The organism is Roseovarius indicus, assembly GCF_008728195.1.
GTDB lineage: Bacteria > Pseudomonadota > Alphaproteobacteria > Rhodobacterales > Rhodobacteraceae > Roseovarius > Roseovarius indicus.
The window spans coordinates 4,120,601-4,142,421 of record NZ_CP031598.1; the positions used below are offsets into that span (position 1 = coordinate 4,120,601).

17 protein-coding genes and 1 pseudogene are annotated in these 21,821 nt (G+C 55.8%); 14 read left to right on the forward strand and 4 right to left on the reverse strand.

Going from position 1 to position 21,821, the window contains the following annotated elements:
* Nucleotides 1-2: 2 nt before the first annotated feature.
* Nucleotides 3-911 (reverse strand): NAD(P)-dependent oxidoreductase, encoded by a 909-nt coding sequence (locus RIdsm_RS19940; protein WP_074940582.1) that lies wholly within the window; start codon nucleotides 909-911, stop codon nucleotides 3-5.
* 142 nt (nucleotides 912-1,053) lie between these two features.
* On the opposite strand from RIdsm_RS19940, the gene RIdsm_RS19945 reads away from it, so the two are divergent.
* Complete coding sequence (locus tag RIdsm_RS19945; RefSeq protein WP_057818212.1) at nucleotides 1,054-2,091, forward strand: Gfo/Idh/MocA family protein; 1,038 nt, start codon at nucleotides 1,054-1,056, stop codon at nucleotides 2,089-2,091.
* A 391-nt stretch (nucleotides 2,092-2,482) separates the two neighbouring features.
* On the opposite strand, the gene RIdsm_RS19950 is transcribed toward RIdsm_RS19945, so the two are convergent.
* Nucleotides 2,483-4,396, reverse strand: coding sequence for a glycosyltransferase family protein (locus tag RIdsm_RS19950; protein WP_057818215.1), 1,914 nt, complete (start codon nucleotides 4,394-4,396; stop codon nucleotides 2,483-2,485).
* Nucleotides 4,397-4,767: 371 nt separating this feature from the next.
* Here RIdsm_RS19950 and RIdsm_RS19955 point away from each other — a divergent pair, with 371 nt between their 5' ends.
* Genes RIdsm_RS19955 through RIdsm_RS19965 form a run of 3 tightly spaced genes read left to right on the forward strand, consistent with a single transcriptional unit; the run spans nucleotide 4,768 to nucleotide 7,514 of the window.
* Nucleotides 4,768-5,805, forward strand: a complete 1,038-nt coding sequence (locus RIdsm_RS19955) for a hypothetical protein (RefSeq protein WP_057818216.1) — start codon at nucleotides 4,768-4,770, stop codon at nucleotides 5,803-5,805.
* Nucleotides 5,806-5,819: 14 nt separating this feature from the next.
* The gene (locus RIdsm_RS19960; protein ID WP_057818218.1) at nucleotides 5,820-6,860 is read left to right on the forward strand and encodes a hypothetical protein; all 1,041 of its coding nucleotides are present in this window, start codon (nucleotides 5,820-5,822) and stop codon (nucleotides 6,858-6,860) included.
* A 42-nt stretch (nucleotides 6,861-6,902) separates the two neighbouring features.
* The gene (locus tag RIdsm_RS19965; RefSeq protein WP_057818219.1) at nucleotides 6,903-7,514 is read left to right on the forward strand and encodes an acyltransferase; all 612 of its coding nucleotides are present in this window, start codon (nucleotides 6,903-6,905) and stop codon (nucleotides 7,512-7,514) included.
* Between the two features lie 116 nt (nucleotides 7,515-7,630).
* On the opposite strand, the gene RIdsm_RS19970 is transcribed toward RIdsm_RS19965, so the two are convergent.
* A complete protein-coding gene (locus RIdsm_RS19970; RefSeq protein ID WP_057818221.1) occupies nucleotides 7,631-8,455 on the reverse strand; it encodes a Stf0 family sulfotransferase in 825 nt (274 codons plus the stop codon).
* 443 nt (nucleotides 8,456-8,898) lie between these two features.
* Between RIdsm_RS19970 and RIdsm_RS19975 the strand changes: the two genes are divergently transcribed.
* The 8 genes from RIdsm_RS19975 (at nucleotide 8,899) to RIdsm_RS30900 (ending at nucleotide 20,590) form a co-directional block, all read left to right on the forward strand.
* Nucleotides 8,899-9,621, forward strand: a complete 723-nt coding sequence (locus tag RIdsm_RS19975; RefSeq protein WP_057818223.1) for a hypothetical protein — start codon at nucleotides 8,899-8,901, stop codon at nucleotides 9,619-9,621.
* Nucleotides 9,618-10,409 carry an inositol monophosphatase family protein gene (locus RIdsm_RS19980; RefSeq protein WP_057818226.1) on the forward strand — a complete coding sequence of 264 codons (792 nt, stop codon included), beginning with the start codon at nucleotides 9,618-9,620 and terminating at the stop codon, nucleotides 10,407-10,409. The genes RIdsm_RS19975 and RIdsm_RS19980 overlap by 4 nt, the downstream gene beginning before the upstream one ends.
* Before the next feature lie 32 nt (nucleotides 10,410-10,441).
* Nucleotides 10,442-11,005, forward strand: coding sequence for a D-sedoheptulose-7-phosphate isomerase (locus tag RIdsm_RS19985; RefSeq protein WP_057818228.1), 564 nt, complete (start codon nucleotides 10,442-10,444; stop codon nucleotides 11,003-11,005).
* 6 nt (nucleotides 11,006-11,011) lie between these two features.
* Entirely contained in the window at nucleotides 11,012-13,162 is a 2,151-nt protein-coding gene (locus tag RIdsm_RS19990) for a hypothetical protein (protein WP_143100536.1), read from the forward strand.
* Nucleotides 13,163-13,227: 65 nt separating this feature from the next.
* Nucleotides 13,228-18,162: a glycosyltransferase family 4 protein gene (locus tag RIdsm_RS19995; protein ID WP_057818231.1), complete on the forward strand. Its 4,935-nt coding sequence runs from the start codon at nucleotides 13,228-13,230 to the stop codon at nucleotides 18,160-18,162.
* Nucleotides 18,163-18,372: 210 nt separating this feature from the next.
* On the forward strand, nucleotides 18,373-19,023 hold the full coding sequence (locus RIdsm_RS20000; protein ID WP_217625273.1) for an acylneuraminate cytidylyltransferase family protein: 651 nt from the start codon (nucleotides 18,373-18,375) through the stop codon (nucleotides 19,021-19,023).
* 17 nt (nucleotides 19,024-19,040) lie between these two features.
* The gene (locus RIdsm_RS20005) at nucleotides 19,041-19,859 is read left to right on the forward strand and encodes an FkbM family methyltransferase (protein WP_074940587.1); all 819 of its coding nucleotides are present in this window, start codon (nucleotides 19,041-19,043) and stop codon (nucleotides 19,857-19,859) included.
* Nucleotides 19,860-19,894: 35 nt separating this feature from the next.
* Nucleotides 19,895-20,590 carry a 6-phosphogluconolactonase gene (locus RIdsm_RS30900; protein WP_074940590.1) on the forward strand — a complete coding sequence of 232 codons (696 nt, stop codon included), beginning with the start codon at nucleotides 19,895-19,897 and terminating at the stop codon, nucleotides 20,588-20,590.
* Between the two features lie 35 nt (nucleotides 20,591-20,625).
* Here RIdsm_RS30900 and RIdsm_RS20015 read toward each other — a convergent pair.
* Nucleotides 20,626-20,997, reverse strand: a pseudogene (locus tag RIdsm_RS20015) (integrase core domain-containing protein); the annotation flags it as partial.
* Nucleotides 20,998-21,145: 148 nt separating this feature from the next.
* Between RIdsm_RS20015 and tnpA the strand changes: the two are divergent.
* Nucleotides 21,146-21,463, forward strand: coding sequence for an IS66-like element accessory protein TnpA (tnpA, locus tag RIdsm_RS20020; protein ID WP_236553355.1), 318 nt, complete (start codon nucleotides 21,146-21,148; stop codon nucleotides 21,461-21,463).
* Nucleotides 21,460-21,810: an IS66 family insertion sequence element accessory protein TnpB gene (gene tnpB, locus RIdsm_RS20025; RefSeq protein WP_057818241.1), complete on the forward strand. Its 351-nt coding sequence runs from the start codon at nucleotides 21,460-21,462 to the stop codon at nucleotides 21,808-21,810. Before tnpA ends, tnpB begins: the two co-directional genes overlap by 4 nt.
* The last annotated feature ends 11 nt before the right edge of the window (nucleotides 21,811-21,821 follow it).

The window sequence follows — 21,821 nt, forward strand, 5'->3', positions numbered from 1 at the left end:
GGTTACTTGAATGCGCTGTCGAGGTTGGAAAGCGTTCGGGCGTGGACTGCCTCGACGGCGCCGCGGCCGTTGTTGGCGTTATGCGACGAGACCACCACGTTGTCGAAGCCGAGCAGGCTGTGGCCGGCAGGTAGGGGTTCGTCTTCGAACACGTCGAGCGCCGCGCCCCCAAGGTGACCACTTTGAAGGGCGTCCACGAGAGCCTTCGTGTCGACCAGCGGACCGCGGGCCACGTTGGCGACGATGGCACCCGGCTTCATGCTTTTGAGCAGGTCGGCATTGACCAGATGGTGGTTTTCGGGCGTGAGCGCACAGGCGAGGCAGAGCACGTCCGCCGCCTTGGCCACCTCTACGACGGACTCGGAGCCGTCAACGAAAGGATCGGAAAAGCGCACGTTCATTCCGAAGGCCACGCCGAGTTCGCCGATCCGCCGGCCGATCGCACCGTAGCCGATCATCCCCAGCGTTGCGCTTTTCAGTTCGAGCCCCTGCGGTTTGGGCCAGCCGCCGGTGCGGACTTCCCGGTCGATCCGGCCCAGATGGCGCGTTACCATGAGGATCAGACCGATCGCCACTTCAGCAACCGCGTCGGCAAATGCCCCGGCCGCATTCAGGACGGGCACGCCAAGCTCTTTCGCCGAGGTCAAATCGATGCTGTCGATGCCAGTGCCCCATTTGGCGATGACCTTGAGGCGGGGCAGGGCCTTTTCAAGTACGGCCCGGGTGATCTGGTCGTCGCCGGCCAGCCAGCCGTCGATATCAACAACCAGGTCAAGGCAGCGTTCTTCGGTCAGAAACTGCTCGACATCGACCCAGATCGGCTCGTATCCGCGATCGCGCAATTCCTTGTCGAAACGGTCTCGTTCCTTGAGCATCATCATGTTAGTGACAAGGACGCGCGCAGGGTTCATGTCAGTAGCTCCGCCAACTAGTAATGCAAGTTGACACGCTCTATAAGACGGCTAAGACACGTCCACAAGCGACGAAGTCGCTGCAGCAAATACCAGTTTGAAATCGACGCATGGTCGCGTCTTGATCTTCCGGGGACATTCAATGTTGAAATTTGGAATTATTGGCTATGGCAAAATGGGGCAGACACGTCATTCAGCCATTCTCAGGACGGATGTGGGCGTTGTGACGGCCATCTACGGCTATCCGGGCGACCCGGTACCGGAGGACAAGTCGGTCGCCACGCCAGAAGACGTTCTGGTGGACAAGGACATCGAAGCCGTATTCGTCTGCACGATCAATTCGTTGAACAAGGACCTGACGATTGCGGCCCTGAAGAGCGGCAAGCACGTCTTCTGCGAGAAGCCGCCGGCCTTCACCTCGGCAGAGGTTGAAGAGATCCGCAAGGTTGAGGCCCAGTCAGGCAAGATTCTGATGTACGGTTTCAACCACCGCCACCACGGCGCGGCCGTGAAGATGCGTGAGATCGTTGACGAGGGCGAGCTGGGCAAGGTTCTCTGGATGCGCGGACGCTACGGCAAGTCTGTGGATGAGGATTACCTTTCGACATGGCGCGCCGACCCGAAGCTTTCCGGCGGTGGCATCCTAATCGACCAAGGCATCCACATGCTCGACCTGTTCCTCTACCTCGGCGGCGACTTCGACCAGGTGCAGGCCATGGTCTCGCACCTCTACTGGCACCTGCCGGGGATCGAGGACAATGTGTTCATCCAGTTGCGGAACTCCGAGACGGGGCGCTGTGCTTCGCTGCACTCCACCATGATCCAGTGGCGGCACCTGTTTGCGCTCGAAGTTTTCATGGAGCGTGGCTACATGGTGCTCAACGGTCTGAAGACCTCCTCCAACACCTACGGGGCGGAACAGTTGATTGTCGCGCGCAACCGGACCAAAGCGCCAGCCGCATCGTGGGAGCAGGAAAGCTCGCTGACCTACGATAAGGACGAAAGCTGGGATCGGGAAGCGCGTGCTTTCTCGGACTGGATACTATCGGGCAAGCCGGGCATTGGTAGTGGCGACTCTCTAGGTGCGCTCAAGGTAATGAAACTGGTCGACGAGATCTACTCAACCGAACGCCACGTCGCGCCGCAGCTTTATAACAGGCTTAACGCGGCGACTGGCTAATGAGGCCTTGAGCTCGGTGGTGCTCCTTTATTTTCTTGGGCGTTGCCTGGCGACACACTTGTAACGTAGCGAGCATGTAATACGTGTATTCCGCCGCCAAGCGTCATCGTGAGACAGCCGGAAAAATCCAGCTTCCGGCGGTCCAGAATTGGGGAGCAGTGCATCAACCCCCGGACTCTCCGAAAATCCGGAGGAGAGTCGGGTCTCAGGTCATCGAGACCGGCAACGAAAGCTGGTGCTTCAAGAACCGCGCATAGCGCCAACCCGAAACCCCGCAGGCACTCCGCCGCTACGCGATTTGAGAGCTACGTAGCGCCAGTCCTTCTCAGCACAAATGGGTCAATGTTGGATGCCGATAGGGGGTCAAACTTTAACGCCGATTGACATCAGGTCATCCCGAATCAGCAGGTTGCCCCTTTCTGCGCGCATCCATCAACTCTGCAATCCTCTTGGCCACGCTGCTGGTTTCCAGACCCGATGCACGCAACTGTCCCATAGCTTTTTCACGCAGGTCGGGGTCGCTTTCCGGCAGAGATATTGCCAGTTCCGCAAATCCCGTAACACTCGGATTGTGACTCAGCTCAGCGCCAACCCACATCCATTTGCGCGCTAGGTCGTCGGACTTCGGCAACCCGCCGGCTCCGGTCAAATATGCATCCGCGACGGCGTAGCTGCGGTTACCCGGCGGGCTTTCCGACGTCTTCATAGCAATGAGAGCCAGCGCATTTTCTTGCTCGGCGGGCGCGCCAAAGCTGCGGGAGATCATCGCGAACGCAGCCGCTTCCGAAAACCTGTTTTGCGATACCTCCACGGCAGCCGCACGAGAGACTGTGACCGGAGCTGCTACAGAATTCTTCCGTTCTCCATTGGCGACGAAAAAACGCGCGATCTTATTGTAGCCCTCATCGTCAATGGCCTTGTCGGCTCGGCCGTCATCAAGCTGCGCTATCGCTTTCGAGAAAACGGAACCGGCCGATGTATCCGAAAACCGCCCATGCGCCAGGCCATCCACAGTCTGCTGGCTTACGAAATTGCGCGTTGCGCCCCTGCGAGATGGCACAGTTCTCGCCAACTGCTTGTCCTTTGAATTGAAAACGTCACGAAGGTGCGCATCCGGAAGTCGCTCGGCTGGGAGCGGTCTGCTGTCAGCGATGAAGAAACCATCCGAAATGACCCGCCAACCGAACGCAATCGCACGCGCAAGCGCTTCGGGTACCTCGTCCTCCCCTGCTGTTTCCGACCACGCCATTAGCGCTCGGGCGGATGCGAATGCGTCTAAGCCCGCGTGATAGGATCGATAGAGCGGGCTCTCTCGAAACCAGGGGCTAGCCGCCCAGCGCGTTTCCACACCCGTCCATGCATCCTTCGCATCAAACTGCATTTCACCACTCAGGGTCGTCGCAATCATGGTTTCGATGTCTGACCGGTATCCATAATTGATTATATCACTTATGTGCAGCGGAATGCCGGCTCGCACCATTCGTACAGATACAACACCCTCCAGCGGCGAGTATGGACCGGAGGGTTGTGGTACGTCCTGAAGGACTGGTCGAAACGCCTCGATATGCGGAGCGCATTTGTCCGTGCGAAGCTTGAAAATGCAATCTGCACCTCCCGCAGCGTCTATTCCACGCTGTAAGGCTGCCGCTTGTATCCACGCAACCCACATCGCCAGGGGCCTGATCGACTGCGGCGGGCACTCTGATTCCACGATGTCCACACCTGAGGAAGTAAGGTCCTCTCTCAGGCCGGGATATCGGTCGATTTCTCCATACCATGTCGACAGGACAATCTTCTCGAGCAGCCCTTCTCCCCTTAGGTTGACCGCCTTGTGCAAGGTTGCGTATGCGTCACTGATGTCCCGAAGACGCCCAGTGATCACTCCGGCCGTGCGCGGACGGACCGGGACACACTTGGAGAACGCGTCATACTCATCGGGAGTGCCACTGAATGCGACATCGTCCGAGCCGATATGGTGGTACCGGATGTTTTGGCCCGCTTCGATTAGCAGATTGTAGAGGGGGACAACGTAGCGCTCGCCACCTTGCAGCTCGGACAGGCCGACGCCCTCGGTCCTACTGTAAGTGTTCAAAAAAGACTGGACTGTGCGGAAATGATACAAACCGGTGGAACAGAGATCCGAGATTCTCGTCTTTTCCGCGACCTCCGCAACCTTCGCGCTCGGGTCTTTTTCATCGGCAGGACGCACAAAGGACCAGTGATCGCCCGGAGCCGAAAAGGTCTCAAGGTAGCCGTCAACTCCATTTACGTCGAAGTGTTCGGGAAAGCGAAAACTGCGCCGCATCGAGTCAGTATTGAAGATCGTCAGAGGTTTCTGAAAGTCGCATTCCGAATGGCGGAGGCCATTAGCAACGGTCTCGGCTTGGACCGACGTCGGGGCGTCGCATGATGCGAATAACGGCCGTAACACCTTCGAGTCGGTGCACGCCCTGCACCCCAGACAACCTCGACAGCGCGTTCGCGTGATCCCCATCGCTGCCAGAAGTCATCCGGCCAGCAACGTGAGGCCGGGAAACGAGCGCTGTCAGGGCACCTTGACGCGCGAGTCGCTACAACGTATTGCGAAAAAGTCCGTCCAACGCGCGGTTAAGCCCATTCAACCAAGGCACAGGATATCGAATGAAAACTGCCCTTCTCGGAACGTCGAATCTTGTAATGAAGAATGGGTTCTCGTCGGGATTTCAATATGCTCTTCCCAAATCGCAGATCGACAATTTTTCAGTCGGAATCGGTGGAGTATTTCTGAATGAAGGGATCGAAAAAGTAGAGCGCGGCGACTATGACGTGGTGGTCATAGACTGTGCGGTGAATGATGAAATTCTCGCGCAACGCAAACCTGAGCTTCAGAGAATTTTCCTTCGGAACTTCGAAAATCTAATTTTTCGCATTTGCCGATCCGGCAGTATACCGCTTGTGGCCATTCTCCCCCGCCTTGAATGGCTTGAGAACAACCAGGCGCCTCCCGTCGCCAATTCCTACATGTCGTTCTGCCAGGATAATTCCATTCCCTTCCTTAACGGTTACTCGCTCATACGCCGCGTCCTGGATATCGAGACCTCGTTGACTTTAGCCGACTTGTTCAACAACGCGGCGCACTTGAAACGGCCGCTCGCAGGTATCATCGGTTCGATGATGGGTATCGAGGCCCGAAAGCTTAAGCAATTTACCACGCAGAAGCGTGAAATCAGGTCTTCCGCAGAATTTAGATACGTTCCTTTTACCCATGATGCGGAACAGACCGGTGTCGTGGTGCACAAGAACTCCCTGCGCTGCGACAAACTTCGAAAACTCTCCGAAGGAGAAAGCTTGTCAGTCCCATTGGCGCCCGGCGCAAAAGTAGCAGCGGTCTTGTATAATTCGAACGTTTCTGACGGAACGCTGATAGCGGAAGCAGCGGGCACCCGCTGCACGTTGATTGTGTCTTCCAAGAACGATAGCCCGCATTCCAAGTATCAAATTGGCGGTGTCGTTACCAACTGGAGTTACAAAAACGATAAAGACGTTACGGTGACAGTCTCACTGTCGGAAACCGAGGAAGGAAAATCGTACTTTGAGCTTCTGGGACTTGTGGTACTCAGAGATAAGAATCGCCGAACTCAAATCGAACTGCCCCAGCTGAAGGATTACGAGGTCAGTGCACGAATGGCTGCTCTCCCGCCCGCGATTGCCGTAGCAGCCCTGACGAAAACCTGAGTAGGGCCACCAACATGAAGACGCTCGTCATTCACATTGGATGCCACAAGACAGGCACCACCAGCCTTCAGAACTACTTGCATGAAAACTCAGAGACATTGAAATCGGATGGCATCCATTATTTGGCAGCCGGGCGTGGCAAACGAATTTCGAGCCACAAGCCTATGGCGATCGACCTGCAGCAATCGGGGAAGCAGCACGACAGAGGTCCATGGCGTGCAGCGGCAGACGAGATAAAAGCATCCGAAACAAGCGAGATATTCGTGATGTCGGCCGAGGGCTTTTGCCTCGTAGAGCCGGACATTTTGCACGGCGCTCTCCGCGATGTTGCCGATACAGGGACGGCGATAAAGGTTGTCTGTTACGTCCGCCCGCACGCGGCCGCGATCGCTTCGCTGTTCTCGCAAACGGCGAAGTTCGGTCGCCAGACCCCAATCTCCGATTACATCAAAATTACCGCCCGGAATAACCTGTTCCGGTATCATACCCAGTACACTCAATGGTCTGCAATCTTCGGGGAAGAGAATGTTTCTTGGAGACCGTACATCAAGTCCCGTCTGACAGGTGGCGACGTGATAGAAGATTACCTGGCAGAACTTGGTTACGACGTCGAAAACAAGCCCTTCAAACCAGCGTCGGATAATTCTAACGTGTCTCCCGGACATGGGGCATTGGCTCAGATCGCCCAGATATGGCGTTTTGCGAAAGCTGCCAAAGGCAGGAAAGACGAGTTCGAGCCAGACTTCCGAATCCGGCTTGGCGAGTATCTGATATCGGAAATTTCCAGCCTTCACGCAAACGATCAGAAGTTCCGCCTTCCTGCCGACGACTACGCTAGCGTCGTGGAACTGTACCATGAAGACGCAAGTCTGCTGGACAAACAGGTCTTCGGAGAGCCGATTTTCGAAAAAGCGCTCCTTGAGTACGAACCCGGTCTGGACACATTCACAATGGACCCGCGGGACATTCTCGGAGATAAAACCGGCGAACAAGCTTTGAGATACGCGAAAATAATTGGCGAGGTTATCGAACTGTCGGAACGTTCAGGCAAATAACGCCACTCCGACGGGTGAAATTTTCAAATCAGGAGACTTCCGATGTCTTTATTAGAAGAGGGTTACGAGTGCTATCGCGAAGGCGTATTTGTGAGGCGTTCTGCTGAAAGTACGAGCTTCACCTTGGGAAACGTAGTTGTGGCGAAAGATTCCCAGATCGCAATCGATATCAAGAATGGTGCGACAGTGGATATTCGCAATCTGAAGGTGAACGGAGCGGCCTTCACCACAGTGGGCGAGAACTCCAAGGTTCGCGGGATGAACCTTCAGGCCAGAGGCGCAGGGGTACAGATCAATATTGGTTCCAATTTCCGCTGCGGAAATCTTTTGCTGGTCGCGCAATTCGGGAATGTCGATATCGGTGACAACGTGCTATTCTCGCACGGCATCACGATCCGCACATCAGATATGCACAGCGTTTTTGACACGAAAACAGGAGAGCGGATCAATCCTCCTCAGGACGTCTCAGTTTCTGATCAGGTATGGATTGGCCAAGACGTCGTGATAGGCAAAGGCGCAAGGATTGGCCGAGATAGTATCGTGGCCGCGCGTGCCTTTGTTTCGGGCACCGTTGATGAAAACACGCTTGTAGGTGGAACGCCGGCACGCGTTATTCGTAGAGATGTGACGTGGTCGCGTGACGATGCGCCATAGCTTGGGAACAACGCCCCGTCCATCAGTATTCAGAAGCTCCCAAGTTCAAGGCGCCTTCCCCAACCAGCGACCAAGACCCTGATATATTTCCCTGATCTCCGCCGTTGCAATAAGGCTCACTTGAGCCATTCAACGGCCGCCAAGCGCCTACGGTGCTCTTTCACATACTGCTCACGCAGTTTCTCGTTGAGTTCGGTACGTACAACTTTAAAATCCGTATCCACCACGGCCTTGTCAATTTTTTGACCAAGTACGGAAGAAACTTCATTCAGGATTTTCTTGGGGTCACTTGCCAGCTCTTCATACGATATGCGATGAACCTTGAGACCCTCAGAGGCAAATAACCGCTCCCAGTCACTCTGCATTCTAATCAGGTGCTCCATATGGTGACGAATCTTGTCGTAGTCGAATCCAACTTCGATCTTACCTCCTTCGGGAAGTTCGTTCACGCTGTGGAAATAATTCGACTCGGTGGCGACGTAGCGAGAAATGGCCTGCGCCAGAATGTCGGATCGCGTAAGGTAGAAGAACTCCGCATCGCGCAAGTAATGCGCGTGCAGTCCTGAAACGTAAATCGGTGCGTATTGCGGCCAGTCGCACTTAACCCCGAATAAACCATTTTTGCTCGTGAGGTGCTCGACTTTTTTGCGAAAATACGCTTCATACGTCTTGTCATCTAGCTTTTCGGCATCCCGCTCAATTGATCCGCCCTGAATGCGAAAATGTTCCTGCACGTTCGCGATTTCGTTCGCTGCAAGCACGGAACCGAGATAACTGCTGCCTGACCGCGGCGTCATGCAAATGACGAAGAATTTCCGGTCAGTGTACTCCGGCTCACGCACTTGGTCGATCGAAAGCTCCCTAGAGATTTTTCTGAGTAGACCTGTGACAGCGGCGCTTTCAGACTCCAGTGGGTTGTCCTGCCCCTTTTCTTCAGTCAAACCGCTCTCCTCTTCCAGTCTTCTTCCCTTTTTGAACGTCGACGCGACAAGGTCAAGACGATTTCAGCGAACTAACGTGATAATGTGCGCTGTCTGCGGCTTCACGGTTTTTTAAACTCCAAGGCTTGCCCCCCTTCAGCAAAAATCCATGACGGCAACCTGTGGCTGTACAGGAGGGGCCTCTTCAGACGCATGTCCGATAAGCTTACCTCGGACCTCGGATAACTCCTGAAGTCCAGGACCAGAACTCAATCCAGCGACCGAGCGCTTATCGAGGCGTGCCTCTCTTCAGCCGCGCTCAACCAAGGGTATAACAGCGTCGATCCTTTATCAGCGTGCGTCGGTCGACAAAACATTATTGTCAAAAAATGGTGTGTATCTTTTCATTCAAGCGGTGCTAATAGGTTTTGCGTAACGCTCTGGACCGGTATCAAACTTTAGACATGACTTACATTAGAAACCGTATTACGCCAACAGAACGATTTTCGATCGATCACGCGGACATCCCGACAGATATCTCGACAGCGTACGACGGACTCCTCGAAATCGTCAGAAACGATTGCAAGGTATGGAAGGGCTGGAAGCTTGGCGGCTCCAACCACGGCACGCAGGCTGCCTTCAACGTTTCTAAACCATACTTCGGACCTCTCCACGAAACAGAGATCATGTCGTCCCCGAAAATTGCCCCGGGTCTGTCGCTTTGCCAACTTCAGGGAGAAGTCGAGATTTCCCTTAGGATATCCGCTGACGGCGAGGGCTACGATGCTTGGTGCGTCAGCCTTGAAATGCCCGCTTCGGCCTTGAAGAACCTACCCGCCGCTGGCGTAGAGGCCCTCGTGGCCGATCGTTGCGGCGCCGGGGCGCTTGTACTCGGACCAACACAGGACGGTCCGCTCCCTGACATGTACGGCAAACTGTTTTCTCTTTGGAGAGAAGGCGAATGCCTGTCCGAGGCTGGGCTTGATTCGCTGATCGCGTCTCCCGGCGCCATACTTTCCGAATTTCTCGGACTGGCCCGCGGGCTTGGTTTCTCCCCGGCTCCGGGCGATTGGGTTGCGACCGGCGGCATTACGTCTTGCTGTCCTTTTTCCGACGGTGATAAAATAAGTGTTCTTATGAGCGATCAATTGGTTTTGGCATTTGTGGCGCAACGTGGCTCTCAATGAATGATCGAAATTTCAGCGCAAGAATCCCAACTATACTCAGCAAGGCCGTCGAGCTGACGACGCGTAGCCCCCGTAAAGTACATAAAAAGTCCCACCAAGATCACGTCACAGATATTGACACAGCGATAGACCGGCTGCTCAGCGACGAGCTCCCGAAGATCGCCGACGTTCCAGTACTCAGCGAGGAACGGGTGGCTGACGCACCGGCAAGCCTCGACACCTACTGGATGATCGATCCTCTTGACGGCACGGCCAACCTGATTGCCGGGTTGCCGTTTTACGCGGTGTCCGTAGCGCTTGTCGACCCGCTTGGCCCCCGGCTCGCAGCGGTTGTGTCTTGTACCGATGGCAACATTTGGAGCGCGCAAAGAGATCAGGGCGCAACGTTCAATGGCCGGCCCGTGAGCATGCCGAAATCTCCCCAAAGTGAACTGATCGTTCTATCGACAGGTCTGATTGACTGGCTCCAAAGTTATCCGATTGCCTACAAATCGGTCAGGAGCGTTGGAAAAATACGCAATCTGGGATCTCAGGCACTTCACCTTTGCGGGGCCGCTATGGGTCACTTTGCCGCAGTCGCATCTCGGGAGGCAAGGGTCTGGGACGAGGCTGCCGGTGGTTTGATTGTTCGTGAAGCGGGCGGTGAATGGCAATCTGCCGCAGACACCGCAGACTGGACGAAACCGGGTGCACTCATGGAAGCTGACCAAAACAGTGTTGCTGGCCACCCGGCTTCAACCGACATAATGATGCGGATGCTGGGACCAGCGTTCGCTATAGAATCGTAATTGACTGCAGACTGCTGAGAGGATCATCAATAATGTCTGATTGGAACGCGTGGCTCGACGATTACTTCAAACGGTTTTCCCCGGCTTTCGAAACAGACGTTTACGTGAAGCTGAAGGAATTTCGCGAACTCGCAATCAACATCCGCGCGAATGGCAAGAAGATGATGTTCGCGGGAAACGGCGCCAGCGCGTCCATTTCGTCGCACGGTGCCGTGGACTTCACCAAGCAGGCGAAGGTCCGCTCGATGGATTTCAATGAGCCAAACCTCATTACTGCGTTTTCCAACGACTATGGTTATGAAAACTGGATGGCGCGCGCCTTGGAATGCTATGCGGACGAAGGCGACGCCGTTGTCCTGACCTCCGTCAGCGGCACGTCACCGAACGTCGTCAAAGCGGCTGAGTATGCCAGAGACCACGGTCTGAAAATCGTTACATTCTCGGGCAAATCTCCAGACAACCCGCTACGCGGAATAGGTGACATCAACTTCTGGATTGGCTCGTTTGCATATAATGTGGTCGAAGCGGTCCACATGCTTTGGCTAACAACTGTTGTCGACATGGTCGTTGGGCAGGCCGAGTATTCAGTAGACTAAATCGACTTGGATAAAATCATGACTAATGATCACCCTTCCGTTCTACTGGTTGTGGGACAGTCAGCGCTGGCGAACCGGTTTGAAAAGTCACGGGTGCACTCGATTTGGCGCGGGCTATGCCAGTGTGTGGAAACCTGGCGGCTTGAAGTCGCAACCACTTCAGACGAACGCTTTTCCGGCAAACGTTACGTGAAGACCACCCCGGAAGCTCTCAAATCAGAGTTCTATACGTTCCTGGTAGAAAGCCAGGCCGAAACCGTGATCTTGGCTGGCGACTCCGATCTTACCGACGATCTCCTTGGGTCCGGTTTGCGTGTGATTTCGCTCGCAGACGGCTACGGCACGGTTCCGGAATGCGCGACAGAAATCTGGACGCGCCATGCCGACCAGATCGACCCCGGTCTGATCGGTTCGCGTACCGTTGAAATCATACCCGATGCGTTCGAGCCGGCAACGGACAACGTCAGCCCCACGACCAGAGGCAACCGGATTGCAGTAATCGGCGACCCCGAGAGCCTGACGGATAATTCTCTGCAGAAAGTTACTAGGGACTTCAGCGAATTCGCAGTGACACCGGCATTCTCGGAGGCCCTTGCCCAGCGCGGCGTCGGCCCGCTATTCGTATTTGACACGGAGGGAGAAACACTTGAGGAGGCCGCTGCCTGTGCCATTCTCGGTACCGAAAGCAACATGGTACCACTCCTGACTTGGTCAATGCTGAACGGGTGCAGCATTGTCTGGCCAGCGGGCCACGAATTGGAAGATGACAATCTGACCTGTATTGATCCGTTGGCGACACTCAAGGCGATCTCCGATGCCCTGCAGGTAGAGATGCCGGACGACGAGGCAGAGACGGGCGCGCTCGTCGCCCGGAACCTCGAAACCGATATCTCGCTGGTAAGGGCGATGTTTCATCCCGCAGTTCGGCTCTATGACGCGATATGTGAATGCAAAGGAAGCGCTCCTGCCGGGTGCATAACGGGCCAGGTTCGGCTTGAGAAAGGGGACCCGGATGGACTCCTCAATGCTTGGATAACGGAGATGGCGCCTAATCCAAATTATGAGGGAGCGAGATTTCGGGGATCGGCTGCTTTGCGAGATGACGTCGACTTGGAAGATGTTATCGTCGATATCGACGCCTGGGGCTGGCATGTAGCAAGTATTAGAGTTCCCAGCGACCTCGAAGTACAAGTTGCCGGGCTCATCTCCATGTCCACCTTGCACGACAGATCCAAGGCCGAAGTGCAATACTGGAGCCGCATGCCAGACACGCGTATCCAGCTTGGCAAGAAGTTGTATCAGGAAGAACCGGTTCTTAGAGATGATGATGGTCCTTTTCTCTACCGTCAGACAGGCGATTTTCCGTTCAATCGGGACAGCCTGACCGTATTACCACCAGAGAATTTCGGTCAAAAATTCACCCGGTTCCATCTCTTCAACAAGCGAAGCGTCTCATCCGTACTTCTTGAATCTTTGCGGGATAGTTACAGGGGCCGTGTGGGTTGGCTCATCGGAAATGGTCCCAGCGTCCGTCTGGAAGATCTCGACCAATTGGCAGAGTCAGAATGTCTTTGCTTTGGGTTTAATCGGTTCTACCTAGCCCATGAAGACACGAAACTTCGCCCCAAATTCACGGTAACAGGCGACCTGCAGATGATCGAGGATTTCGGTCAGGAGGTGGTCGACAGTTCCGGCGGGACCGTCTTCGTAGCTCATGAGGAGGCGCCGGATCTTGTAGGCGACTACATCTGGGTCAGACAGATAAGCGTCTCCCCTTCACTTTTCTCTACCAACGCTGCCGACTTCGTGACGCCAGGCGGGTCCTCCGTCTATGTCGCGCTGCAGATTGGATATTATCTCGGTATTCGGAAGTGGTACATGTACGGGGCCGATTTTACTTTCAAGTTCATGCCGCCGCGGCGGGGTTCCAGCGCCTTCCGCACGGCCACCGGCGACGGCAATCACTTCATTTCAAACTACAGAAGCGGCCGCGCCTGGTGCCCGCCTTCTATCGAGAACATTCTTCCGTCATTCTATTCTGCACGCTTGGCGATGGAGATGGACGGCGGCTTTATTCGCAACGCCACGCGCGGGGGCAATCTGCACGTGTTCGAGCGTATGGATTTCGAGGATGCACTTGCGGATACGATCTCCTAAGACACTCAGGCCGAAACCTTTCTACATGATTCTGAATTAGAACAATGATCAAAACCTCTTCCCCAATGCGCATCGCAATCGCTGGAACGAACAACGATTCTATGTATTCCGGCGGGCGCTATCACGCCCTGATTGTCGCCTATGCGCTCGCACGCATCGGGATGGATGTTACTTTCATAACGAACAAGCGTCCCCGGTTCGTCGATGATCTCGATCCTCTTGCACCGGGTCAGGTGAAATATGTTTTCACGCCAGATTTCCGCAGTTCCATACCGAAGGAGAATTTTGATTACGTCATTCTGATACCGACCGGTATCTTCCTGCCGGAGTTTTACGAAGCAGTCTTCGAATTCGCCCGTGGCGCCAGGGCGCGCATGGCACTTATCAATTTCGAAAGCGGCAACTGGTTCAATGCAGTGTCGCCGGCACCGCGCGATCTTCGTTTGTGGGAGTATTGGCGCCGGGCGGTTGCCGAGTCTGGCTTGGTGATTTCGAGCCTGCGGACAAGCGACCTTTACGCGCGAGAGTTCTACGATGCCGTTAATCCTGAGGATCTGAGGTTCGAAGTATGCGGCCCGCCCATCAACAGCCTTGCGGCAGCGGGCGGCCTCAACAAGCCGAAAGACGGTTCCGTCATCGCGTTTGTTCGTTCGAGCGATGCCCACAAAGGAGGGGCAGACCTTCTCGAACTTGACCCCGAAATACTTGCCGGCAGAACGCTTAAGATCGTCGCCGGAGGTCCGATCGACTCTGTATTCGCCGAGGACTTGAAGGCGCGCTTCATACCGGCAGGCGCAAAAGTTGAGTTTCACACCGCGATTTCCGACGCCGAGAAGTTCGTTTTGATCGGAAAGGCCCAAGCACTGCTATTCCCCAGCCGTTTCGAAGGTTTCGGCTATCCGCCGGTCGAAGCCGCCTACATGGGAACGGAAGTCGCCTGCTACGATCTTGAAGTTCTTGAGGAAACCGTCGGATCTGTGGCGCATTTTGCGCCGGTCGGTGACGTTGCAGCCTTGGGAGATGCCCTGGCAGAAGCCTTGGAGCGGGAGCCAAGGCAGGAAACATTGCACGCCGCCGTCAGGTCCATCGTCGACATCGACGAGGTGGCGTTGCGTCTGTCCGATATCCTCTTGCGCAGCATGAACGCCATCCGCGCAACCCCTGATACACGTGGTCATGCCTGCTGGGGGCCGTTTGTTCTAAGCGATGCAGACGCGAACATCAACTCCGTCCCCGCCATGCCAGCGCTATTGCGCAGTTTCCGGAAAACCGGCGAAAACGCCTACCTTCTCTCTGTCCTGATGTGCGCGCCGACCCGTCACGTCACCGGTACGATCGAAGGAAAGGTCATGGAAGCTGTGCCTGTGTGCATAAAGGAGATAGACAGGCGGTTCGGTGAAGTCATATTCGAGGTTTCCGCGCACCTACCGGACTGGACGGATAAGGATAAGGAACTGACGATAACGCTGCGTGATGCTCACGGCGCGGTTGTGCTTCAAGAACAGATTCGACTGAAGCAGTCGGCGCAATCGCTGAACGCGACGCTATCACTTACTGACTTGGAGGAAGAGCCCGGCCAAACCAAACTAACGCTCAAAGCCAGCAAGAATGTGGACCGAATATCCTTCTCTCATGACCAGATAACTTGGGTGCATGCCGATGTGGTCGAAGGGGACGTGGAGTTCATCGTTCCCCAGACCAACTTGCACATGAGTGATCCGGTTTTTTACCTGTTTGCGGACGACCAGATCATCGACGTTTTTTCCGGAGTGCCGCCCTTTCCCGGTCTCCATGCTCATATTCCCGTTCATGATCATGGTCAGGGTATTATCGAGATTGCCGACCTAACGAACGAACACTGGAATTGCGGTGTTCTGCGCCGCCCGGGCAACAAGAGCGCCGGGGTCGTTGCCTGCATCACGCCGCATCAATCAAGAAGACCGCATGCCGGTGACACGATACGCTTGGCTTCAGGCAGGATCGTCAGGATTGAATCGATAGACTACAAGGGCAAGGTTGCAAACCTCCATTTCGGCGTCGAGATCGACCCTGACAACGAGGGGTATCCCAACGCATTGGTCAGGGTCGACCGCGCTACCGGCGTGTCGCCGGTACATGTCTCTGCCGAGAACTGGTCAAAGGGCTTCTGGAGCGGTGACGGCACGTCAGGCTCGCGCGTTGTTCTCCTGCCGTATGAAGCCATAGACGCTTTTGATCCGTCGCTTCCGGTTTCGCTTGTCGTTGACGGCTCGAAAGAGATAGAAATCGAACGGTTCGTTGACAACGGCTACGGTTACGTCGCCCGACTGAGCGAACCGCTGAACGTGTTCGGTTCTGAAATGCCGGAGTTCGATCTCATACCCTCGACAAGCCATGTCGGGCTGGACCAACCCGCTGACGAAAGCGCAGACGGATGGCCAGACAAGCCCCATTGGTCGATGGGTGACAAATCCGGCCGAATCATCAACCTGTCTCCTGGCGCCAGAGTTGTCAGGAACGACGCACTCATCTTTCAGGACGGATCGGTACGCGGTATTCAGGATATCGCGTTCGACAAGGCTGCTGTATACATTTTGCTCGATCTTGCCCCGGCTGCGGATCATGCACGTCCGGCGCGGCTCGCAAGTTTCCGTGAGAAATCCGATCTTTGGCATGGTCAGTCCGTGTATCCTTCGCCCGTGGAAAACCCCGGCGCCAACAAGGTACTCCGGATGAGCGACAATTTCCGCAAAAGTCGTATCGCATTGCCCCAGGTGCCCGCAAAGGATCGGCCACGGGTTCTTTTCGCGTCCATCGTTCCGCCAGATCCCGCGAACCAGGGCAACAGGATTGTTACCCGCAATTTTATCACGCACCTCATCTCCCAGGGGTTCGACGTTGACCTGCTTTTGGTCGGTCATGTTTTGCCCGAACGTATGTTCCACCAGTTCGGCGACCGCGTCCGTGTGTTTCCGTTGCCCTTTCCGAACTGGACGGCGGAGCCGTCCACTCGGCTGAGACGCCACGTAACCGAAGAATTGCGCCAGATGAACCGGTCGCCGGCGGAGTCGGAAATATTCGACAGGTTGCTAGAGGATGCCTCACATTACCATCCGTTCTACATCGTGCCGGATTCCGTTGTCCGCACGGCGCGTGCGCTGTACCGATCAAACGAATACCATTCGATTGTTTGCAATTACACGCATATGATCCGCATCGCTTGCGAACTCGCGCCAATACGCCCGCTCCCCCCGGTCACCATCGTAACCCATGACGCCTTGTCACGCTTGCCACTCAAGTTCGATGGCAAGCCTTTTGATACGATGTACCGGCGCTGCACGCCCGACATGGAAAGGGATGTGCTCAATGCCGTGCCGGGTGCAACCATCCTCGCCATCTCGACCAGCGAACAGGCCTACTTCAAAGAAATCGGGGTGACCAATCCAATCGAACTCTGCGAGTATGATGGCCTTAAGGAGTGTGCGCTTTACAAGGTCTTCCCCACGGCGTTCGACAAGCGGCGCCTGATCTTTCACGCCAGTAACAATCCAATGAACCAGGTCGCAATTGACTGGTTTCTCAACAATTGCTGGAGCAAGGTCCAGCGGGTCGTGTCTCACGCAAAGCTGGTAATATGCGGCGCGATTTCGCAGCACGTTGATGCTTCAATTCCCGGGATCGAACGGCATGGACCCGTCGAGCGCGAGACGTTGATGGGGCTGCTGGGCACAAGCAGCGTGGCCATCAATCCAACGCTTGTCGGCACCGGCCTCAAGATTAAGACCGTGGAAGCGATCTGCGCTGGTCTGCCCAGTGTCTGCCTGCCTGCGGCAATTGAAGGCTTGGAGGCGGTGGCCGATGATTTCTGTATTCTAGCGGAAGATGCGCCATCCTTTGTCGACGCCTGCGTAAGACTTTTGACGGAAAAGGACACTTGGAACGGGTTGAACCAAAGTTCGATGGCTCTCGCCCAGAAACGATTTTCCGAGGCCGCCATCTATGGCGCGGTTGATGCACGTATGGGCTGGGACAAAGGTACCGACGAGCGATTTGCGGCAGCAAGGTCCGAGTACTCGTTTTCGGAAGCTCCAAGCCTGGACGATCTGGTTAACTCAGTCAGCGAGACGGACAGGAGTAACATTACAACCGCGCGGCACCTTCAGTCGATAGGCAAGGTCAAATGGGCAAGCCATATCCTGAACAGAGCGAGTGAACAGTTGGAGTGCAACGGACCATTTGGCCTGTGGCTCAAGTCCGCTCAAACTGCAAATTTGGTTACCCCGCCTAGCATTGCGCTGAATTCAACCGCGCGATGCTTAGCCGAACGACCAACCGAGGGAGCTGCTTACGCAGAGGCAATCAAGGCGGCGCTGGCTCAGAACGAAATGGAACTTGCCGAGAATATTTGGCAACACATGGCTCTGACCATGCCCGGGAGTCCGGCCTCTGCGCAGTTTGCAGAGGATATGGGCCTGTTACGCGGCACGTCCATTTCCGCTGGCTGGAAGCCATCACCACTCAGCATTCCTTTGAACTCGAAACGAGAGTTGAACACGCTTCTCTCAAAGGGCGATAAGGTCGGCCCCGGCTGGAGCTCGGTGGAACAATTGGGCGCCTGGACCTGTAGTCGCTATGCCCGACTTGACCTGACTTTTCCCGCAACAAACGCGCCACTCAAGCTTGTCCTGACTGGCCATCAACATCAGAAAGGCCAGGACTCTGGAGACCGCATTATCAGGTTTTCTATCGACGGCGCGGACGTCGGGGTGGTAACGATTCCTTTCAACAGTCCCAGGCATAGCCTTGAGTTCGAAGTGCCGGCGCAGGGAGCTGAGGCTAGGACGTCGCTGACGATCTCGCTTGAAATACGCAACCCTTCCCCCCTGAGGCTGGAGACTGGCGAACTCAAAGACCCGCGGGCCATGGGGTACTCCCTTCGCGCCATTCTCTTGGAAGAGAAGTCCGAGAGGAAGAAGAAAAGGGCTGGCAAGTCACGCAGGTCTGCGAATTCCGGAGCGTAGCCCGATGTGGCGGGTCTGGGGCGCAAAAACTTGCCGATTACGACTGCTCGTAATGGCCTTTAGAATTAGCAAAGAATGGTCAATGCTGGCCCGAGTTTTTCAAAGTGATCATGCGGCAAAGTAAGGCGGCAAAAAAACGGCCTTTTTTCGGTCACTGGCATCCGGTATATCAAGATCAAAGACAACGAGGGGCTAATGAAAAGTGTTGCGATGATACCCGCCCGCATGGGCAGTCAGCGTCTTCCCAAAAAAAATCTGGCAGACTTCCACGGCTCGCCCCTGATTGTTCACGCGATACGTAAGTGTTTTGCGACAGGTCTATTCGATGAAGTCTGGGTCAACTCCGAGCATCCGGATTTCGGGCCAATTGCTGAAGCAGAAGGAGCGCATTTTCATCAGCGTCCAGAAGAGCTTGGCAACAACAACGCAACCTCGGAGCAGTTCATCGCCGAGTTTCTCGAAAAACAGGATTGCACCTTCATATACCAAGTCCATTCTATCGCGCCGCTTCTGTCGGTGTCAGACCTAAAAAAGTTCGTCGCTGAAATGCAGACTGACCAATACGACGCGCTCATGAGCGTGGTCGATGAAAACCTTGAATGCCTGTACAAGGATGAGCCTGTCAACTTTACCTTTGCCGAAAAGACCAACAGCCAATATCTCATACCGGTCAGGCGCATCGTTTGGGCGGTAACGGCATGGAGACGGGAAACCTATCTTGGGGCGATCAAGTCTGGAAATTGTGCAACGTATTCGGGGCGCATCGGATACATATCGGTCGGGCGCATGGCTGGGCATGTCATCAAAACCCAGGAAGACTTGGATGTCGCAGCTGCGCTTTACGACATTTTGGCGGACTAACAACAGGATTCATGTAAGTGACCATTGATACGACCCCATACTGGAAAGCCCTCTGCAAGACAGGCTCACCTGCAAAGCTTGCGCAGTTCCGCGAGGCAATTATTGAACATTCCTACAGATACAGGCTAGCCAGTGGCGACACCGCCGTCGATGTGGGGGCTCACCGAGCACGGCACACCATTCCTATGGCGGAAACCGTTGGTCGGCAGGGCACCGTCTTCGCAATTGAGGCGGCGCCCGAAATGCAGAAGAAACTGCGAGCTCAAGTCAATCACTCCGGCGTCAAAGACATACGGAATATTGTAATATATTTAGACTATGCTTTGTCCGACAAGGAAGCAAAAGCAGAGTTCTTCTATCTCCCCAAGCACGGCTCAGGACTGAGTTCGCTGTCCAAACCGGCGAATGTTCCGGAAAACGCAGAGGTCGTGGTCGAGAAAGTTGAGATGCGTCGGCTTGACGACCTGATAGATGCACATACACCTGTCCGTTTTATCAAGGCCGACATCGAAGGCGCCGAATACCATGCGTTTCGCGGCGCAAAGAAACTGATTTCGGCCAACCGACCGATGATGGTGTTTGAACACCAGGCTCAAAATGATGCAGAGCGCTTCGGCTATACTGAGCAGGATTTTTTCGACCTTTGGCGTGATATTGATTATTCCCTTTACAGCGTCTTCGGTCGGGCGGTCACAACAGAAAATTGGGGGGAACCCAACGCTCATGACATTTTCGCCGTACCGAACGAGGAAAAAGAAGTGCACAGGGAGATCATCTCGTTGAGCATCGTTCGCGCCATCGAAGATCTTCTCAAGGAAGATGACGAAAAGGCGTAGCCGCCAAGCTTCCCCTTGAATCTGCGGCGGGCGAGATGACGCTTGAAACCTTACCTTTTTCAAACAAGGGCGCGGCAGAGGCGGCATGCTCTGACTGGCTGGCCGGCAAGTTGGTGTCGGCGTTGGAGAATACTCCGGATCGCGTTACCGTTCTTGTGTCAGGCGGATCCACACCCACCCGTGTCCTGCCAGCCATACTCACACGTGACCTCGATTGGAACCGAATTGACTGCGTCGCAAGCGACGAACGCATAGTAGCCCCCTCTGATCCAGACTCGACGGAAGGCATGATCCACCGTCTCTTCTCCGAGGCTGGCCGACCACTCAATTACGCAGGCCTCGGTAGCGCCACTGTTCCAGATGCAGCCCTCGCTGAATGGCGACGCGCCCGCGCTGACATTGCATGGCCTCCGGCAGTGGGCCTGCTCGGAATCGGGGAAGACGGGCATACCGCCTCTTTGTTTCCCGGACGACCTGAAGCGGAGGATCCATTCTTGGAGGATGCGCTGGTTCCCGAAACCGCCCCTCACCGCCACCCTCGCGTAACCCTTGGTCTAAAGACACTCGGCCAGTGCCCCGCACTGGGCCTCGTAATCGCCGGAGCCGGCAAACGGCAGGCTCTGAAGTTGGACCCTGCCGGCCTTTTCCGAAGTCTTGCGGTGATCACCCGCGTTATGGTGTTCTCGGAAGAGGAGCCTACTGGGAGAAATAGACTAACGAGTGTAAAATGACCCATTTGATCTGCCTCCGTTGGGTCCCTCGTTCATTACGAGAATCTGCCGGTTTGAGATTGGTAGTCTGGGCGGTCTTTCTGGGCAAGCGCGTTGGGCGCGGAGCCTCCAAATTGCTCAAGCGTCCGGCGCGCTGCGAGCGACGTTTGGTTTCCCAGAGACGAGTGCGGCCTGACGGCGTTGTAATCGTAGCGCCAGAGCGCCAGCTTGCACCCGGCGTCGTCCAGAGTGTCGAATATCTTCTCGTTCAAGAGCTCGTCGCGCAAGTTGCCATTGAAGCTTTCAATTAAGGCGTTCTGCTGGGGCTTGCCCGGGTCGATGTAGTGCCAGGGCACCCCGTTCTTGTCGGCCTACTTCAGGATGGCGCGGCTGGTGAACTCGTTGCCGATGTAACTGACGAGTATCCCTGCGGCGGAGGCCGTCTGACGGGATTTCGACGTCGGTGCTAAGTCCGACCTTATGGCCGACCATAAGTTCAGACCCGAGTTCGAAGTCCTCTCTGCCGCGGATGTGCCGCGTCGGCGATATTGGAGCGATACGGATAAGATCCGGATCGTGGAGGAGAGTTTTCTGGGGCATCGCCAGGTGGCGGCAACGGCACGGCGGCATGGTGTGTCGCGCTCGCTGCTGACGATATGGCGGCGGCAGTATCGCGACGGTGAGCTTGGCGACGAGACGCCGCCTTCATTCATCTCGCTGGCGGTTTCGCCCATGGCGCCTGCGGCAGTGCCCGCGACCGCCCAGGAGACGCCGCGCGACACCCCGGACGTTCAGCTCGAGATCGTGCTGAGGAACGGGCGGCGGCTTCTCGTCCCCTCGTCGGTGGCCCCGGAGGTTTTGGCGCGGCTGCTTCCGGCCCTGGAAGGCCGATGATCGCCTTCCCGGCGGGGGTGCGAGTGTGGATCGCAGGCGGGGTCACCGACATGCGGCGCGGCATGAACACCCTGGCGCTGACGGTGCAGCAGGGTCTGGGGCGCGATCCGCATGCCGGCGAGATCTTCTGCTTTCGCGGGCGCAAAGGCGACCTCGTCAAACTGCTGTGGCACGACGGGGTCGGCATGTCGCTCTACACCAAGCGGCTGGAGGCCGGGAAGTTCATCTGGCCAACCAGTGGGAGCGGCGACGCGGTGCAGATCTCTGCGGCCCAGCTCGGGTATCTTCTGGAGGGGATCGACTGGCGCAATCCGCGCTGGACCCAACGCCCTGCAAAGGCGGGGTAAATCGGCGTCAT

Excerpts from the sequence above, each read along its gene's own strand:
- RIdsm_RS30900 (WP_074940590.1), top strand. The coding sequence starts at position 19,895 with ATGACGCTTGAAACCTTACCTTTTTCAAACAAGGGCGCGGCAGAGGCG.
- RIdsm_RS19980 (WP_057818226.1), top strand. The coding sequence starts at position 9,618 with ATGAATGATCGAAATTTCAGCGCAAGAATCCCAACTATACTCAGCAAG.
- RIdsm_RS19975 (WP_057818223.1), top strand. The coding sequence starts at position 8,899 with ATGACTTACATTAGAAACCGTATTACGCCAACAGAACGATTTTCGATC.
- RIdsm_RS19995 (WP_057818231.1), top strand. The coding sequence starts at position 13,228 with ATGCGCATCGCAATCGCTGGAACGAACAACGATTCTATGTATTCCGGC.
- RIdsm_RS19945 (WP_057818212.1), top strand. The coding sequence starts at position 1,054 with ATGTTGAAATTTGGAATTATTGGCTATGGCAAAATGGGGCAGACACGT.
- tnpB (WP_057818241.1), top strand. The coding sequence starts at position 21,460 with ATGATCGCCTTCCCGGCGGGGGTGCGAGTGTGGATCGCAGGCGGGGTC.
- RIdsm_RS19950 (WP_057818215.1), bottom strand. The coding sequence starts at position 4,396 with ATGCGGCGCAGTTTTCGCTTTCCCGAACACTTCGACGTAAATGGAGTT.
- RIdsm_RS19955 (WP_057818216.1), top strand. The coding sequence starts at position 4,768 with ATGAAGAATGGGTTCTCGTCGGGATTTCAATATGCTCTTCCCAAATCG.
- RIdsm_RS20000 (WP_217625273.1), top strand. The coding sequence starts at position 18,373 with ATGATACCCGCCCGCATGGGCAGTCAGCGTCTTCCCAAAAAAAATCTG.
- RIdsm_RS19960 (WP_057818218.1), top strand. The coding sequence starts at position 5,820 with ATGAAGACGCTCGTCATTCACATTGGATGCCACAAGACAGGCACCACC.
- RIdsm_RS19940 (WP_074940582.1), bottom strand. The coding sequence starts at position 911 with ATGAACCCTGCGCGCGTCCTTGTCACTAACATGATGATGCTCAAGGAA.
- RIdsm_RS19965 (WP_057818219.1), top strand. The coding sequence starts at position 6,903 with ATGTCTTTATTAGAAGAGGGTTACGAGTGCTATCGCGAAGGCGTATTT.
- RIdsm_RS19985 (WP_057818228.1), top strand. The coding sequence starts at position 10,442 with ATGTCTGATTGGAACGCGTGGCTCGACGATTACTTCAAACGGTTTTCC.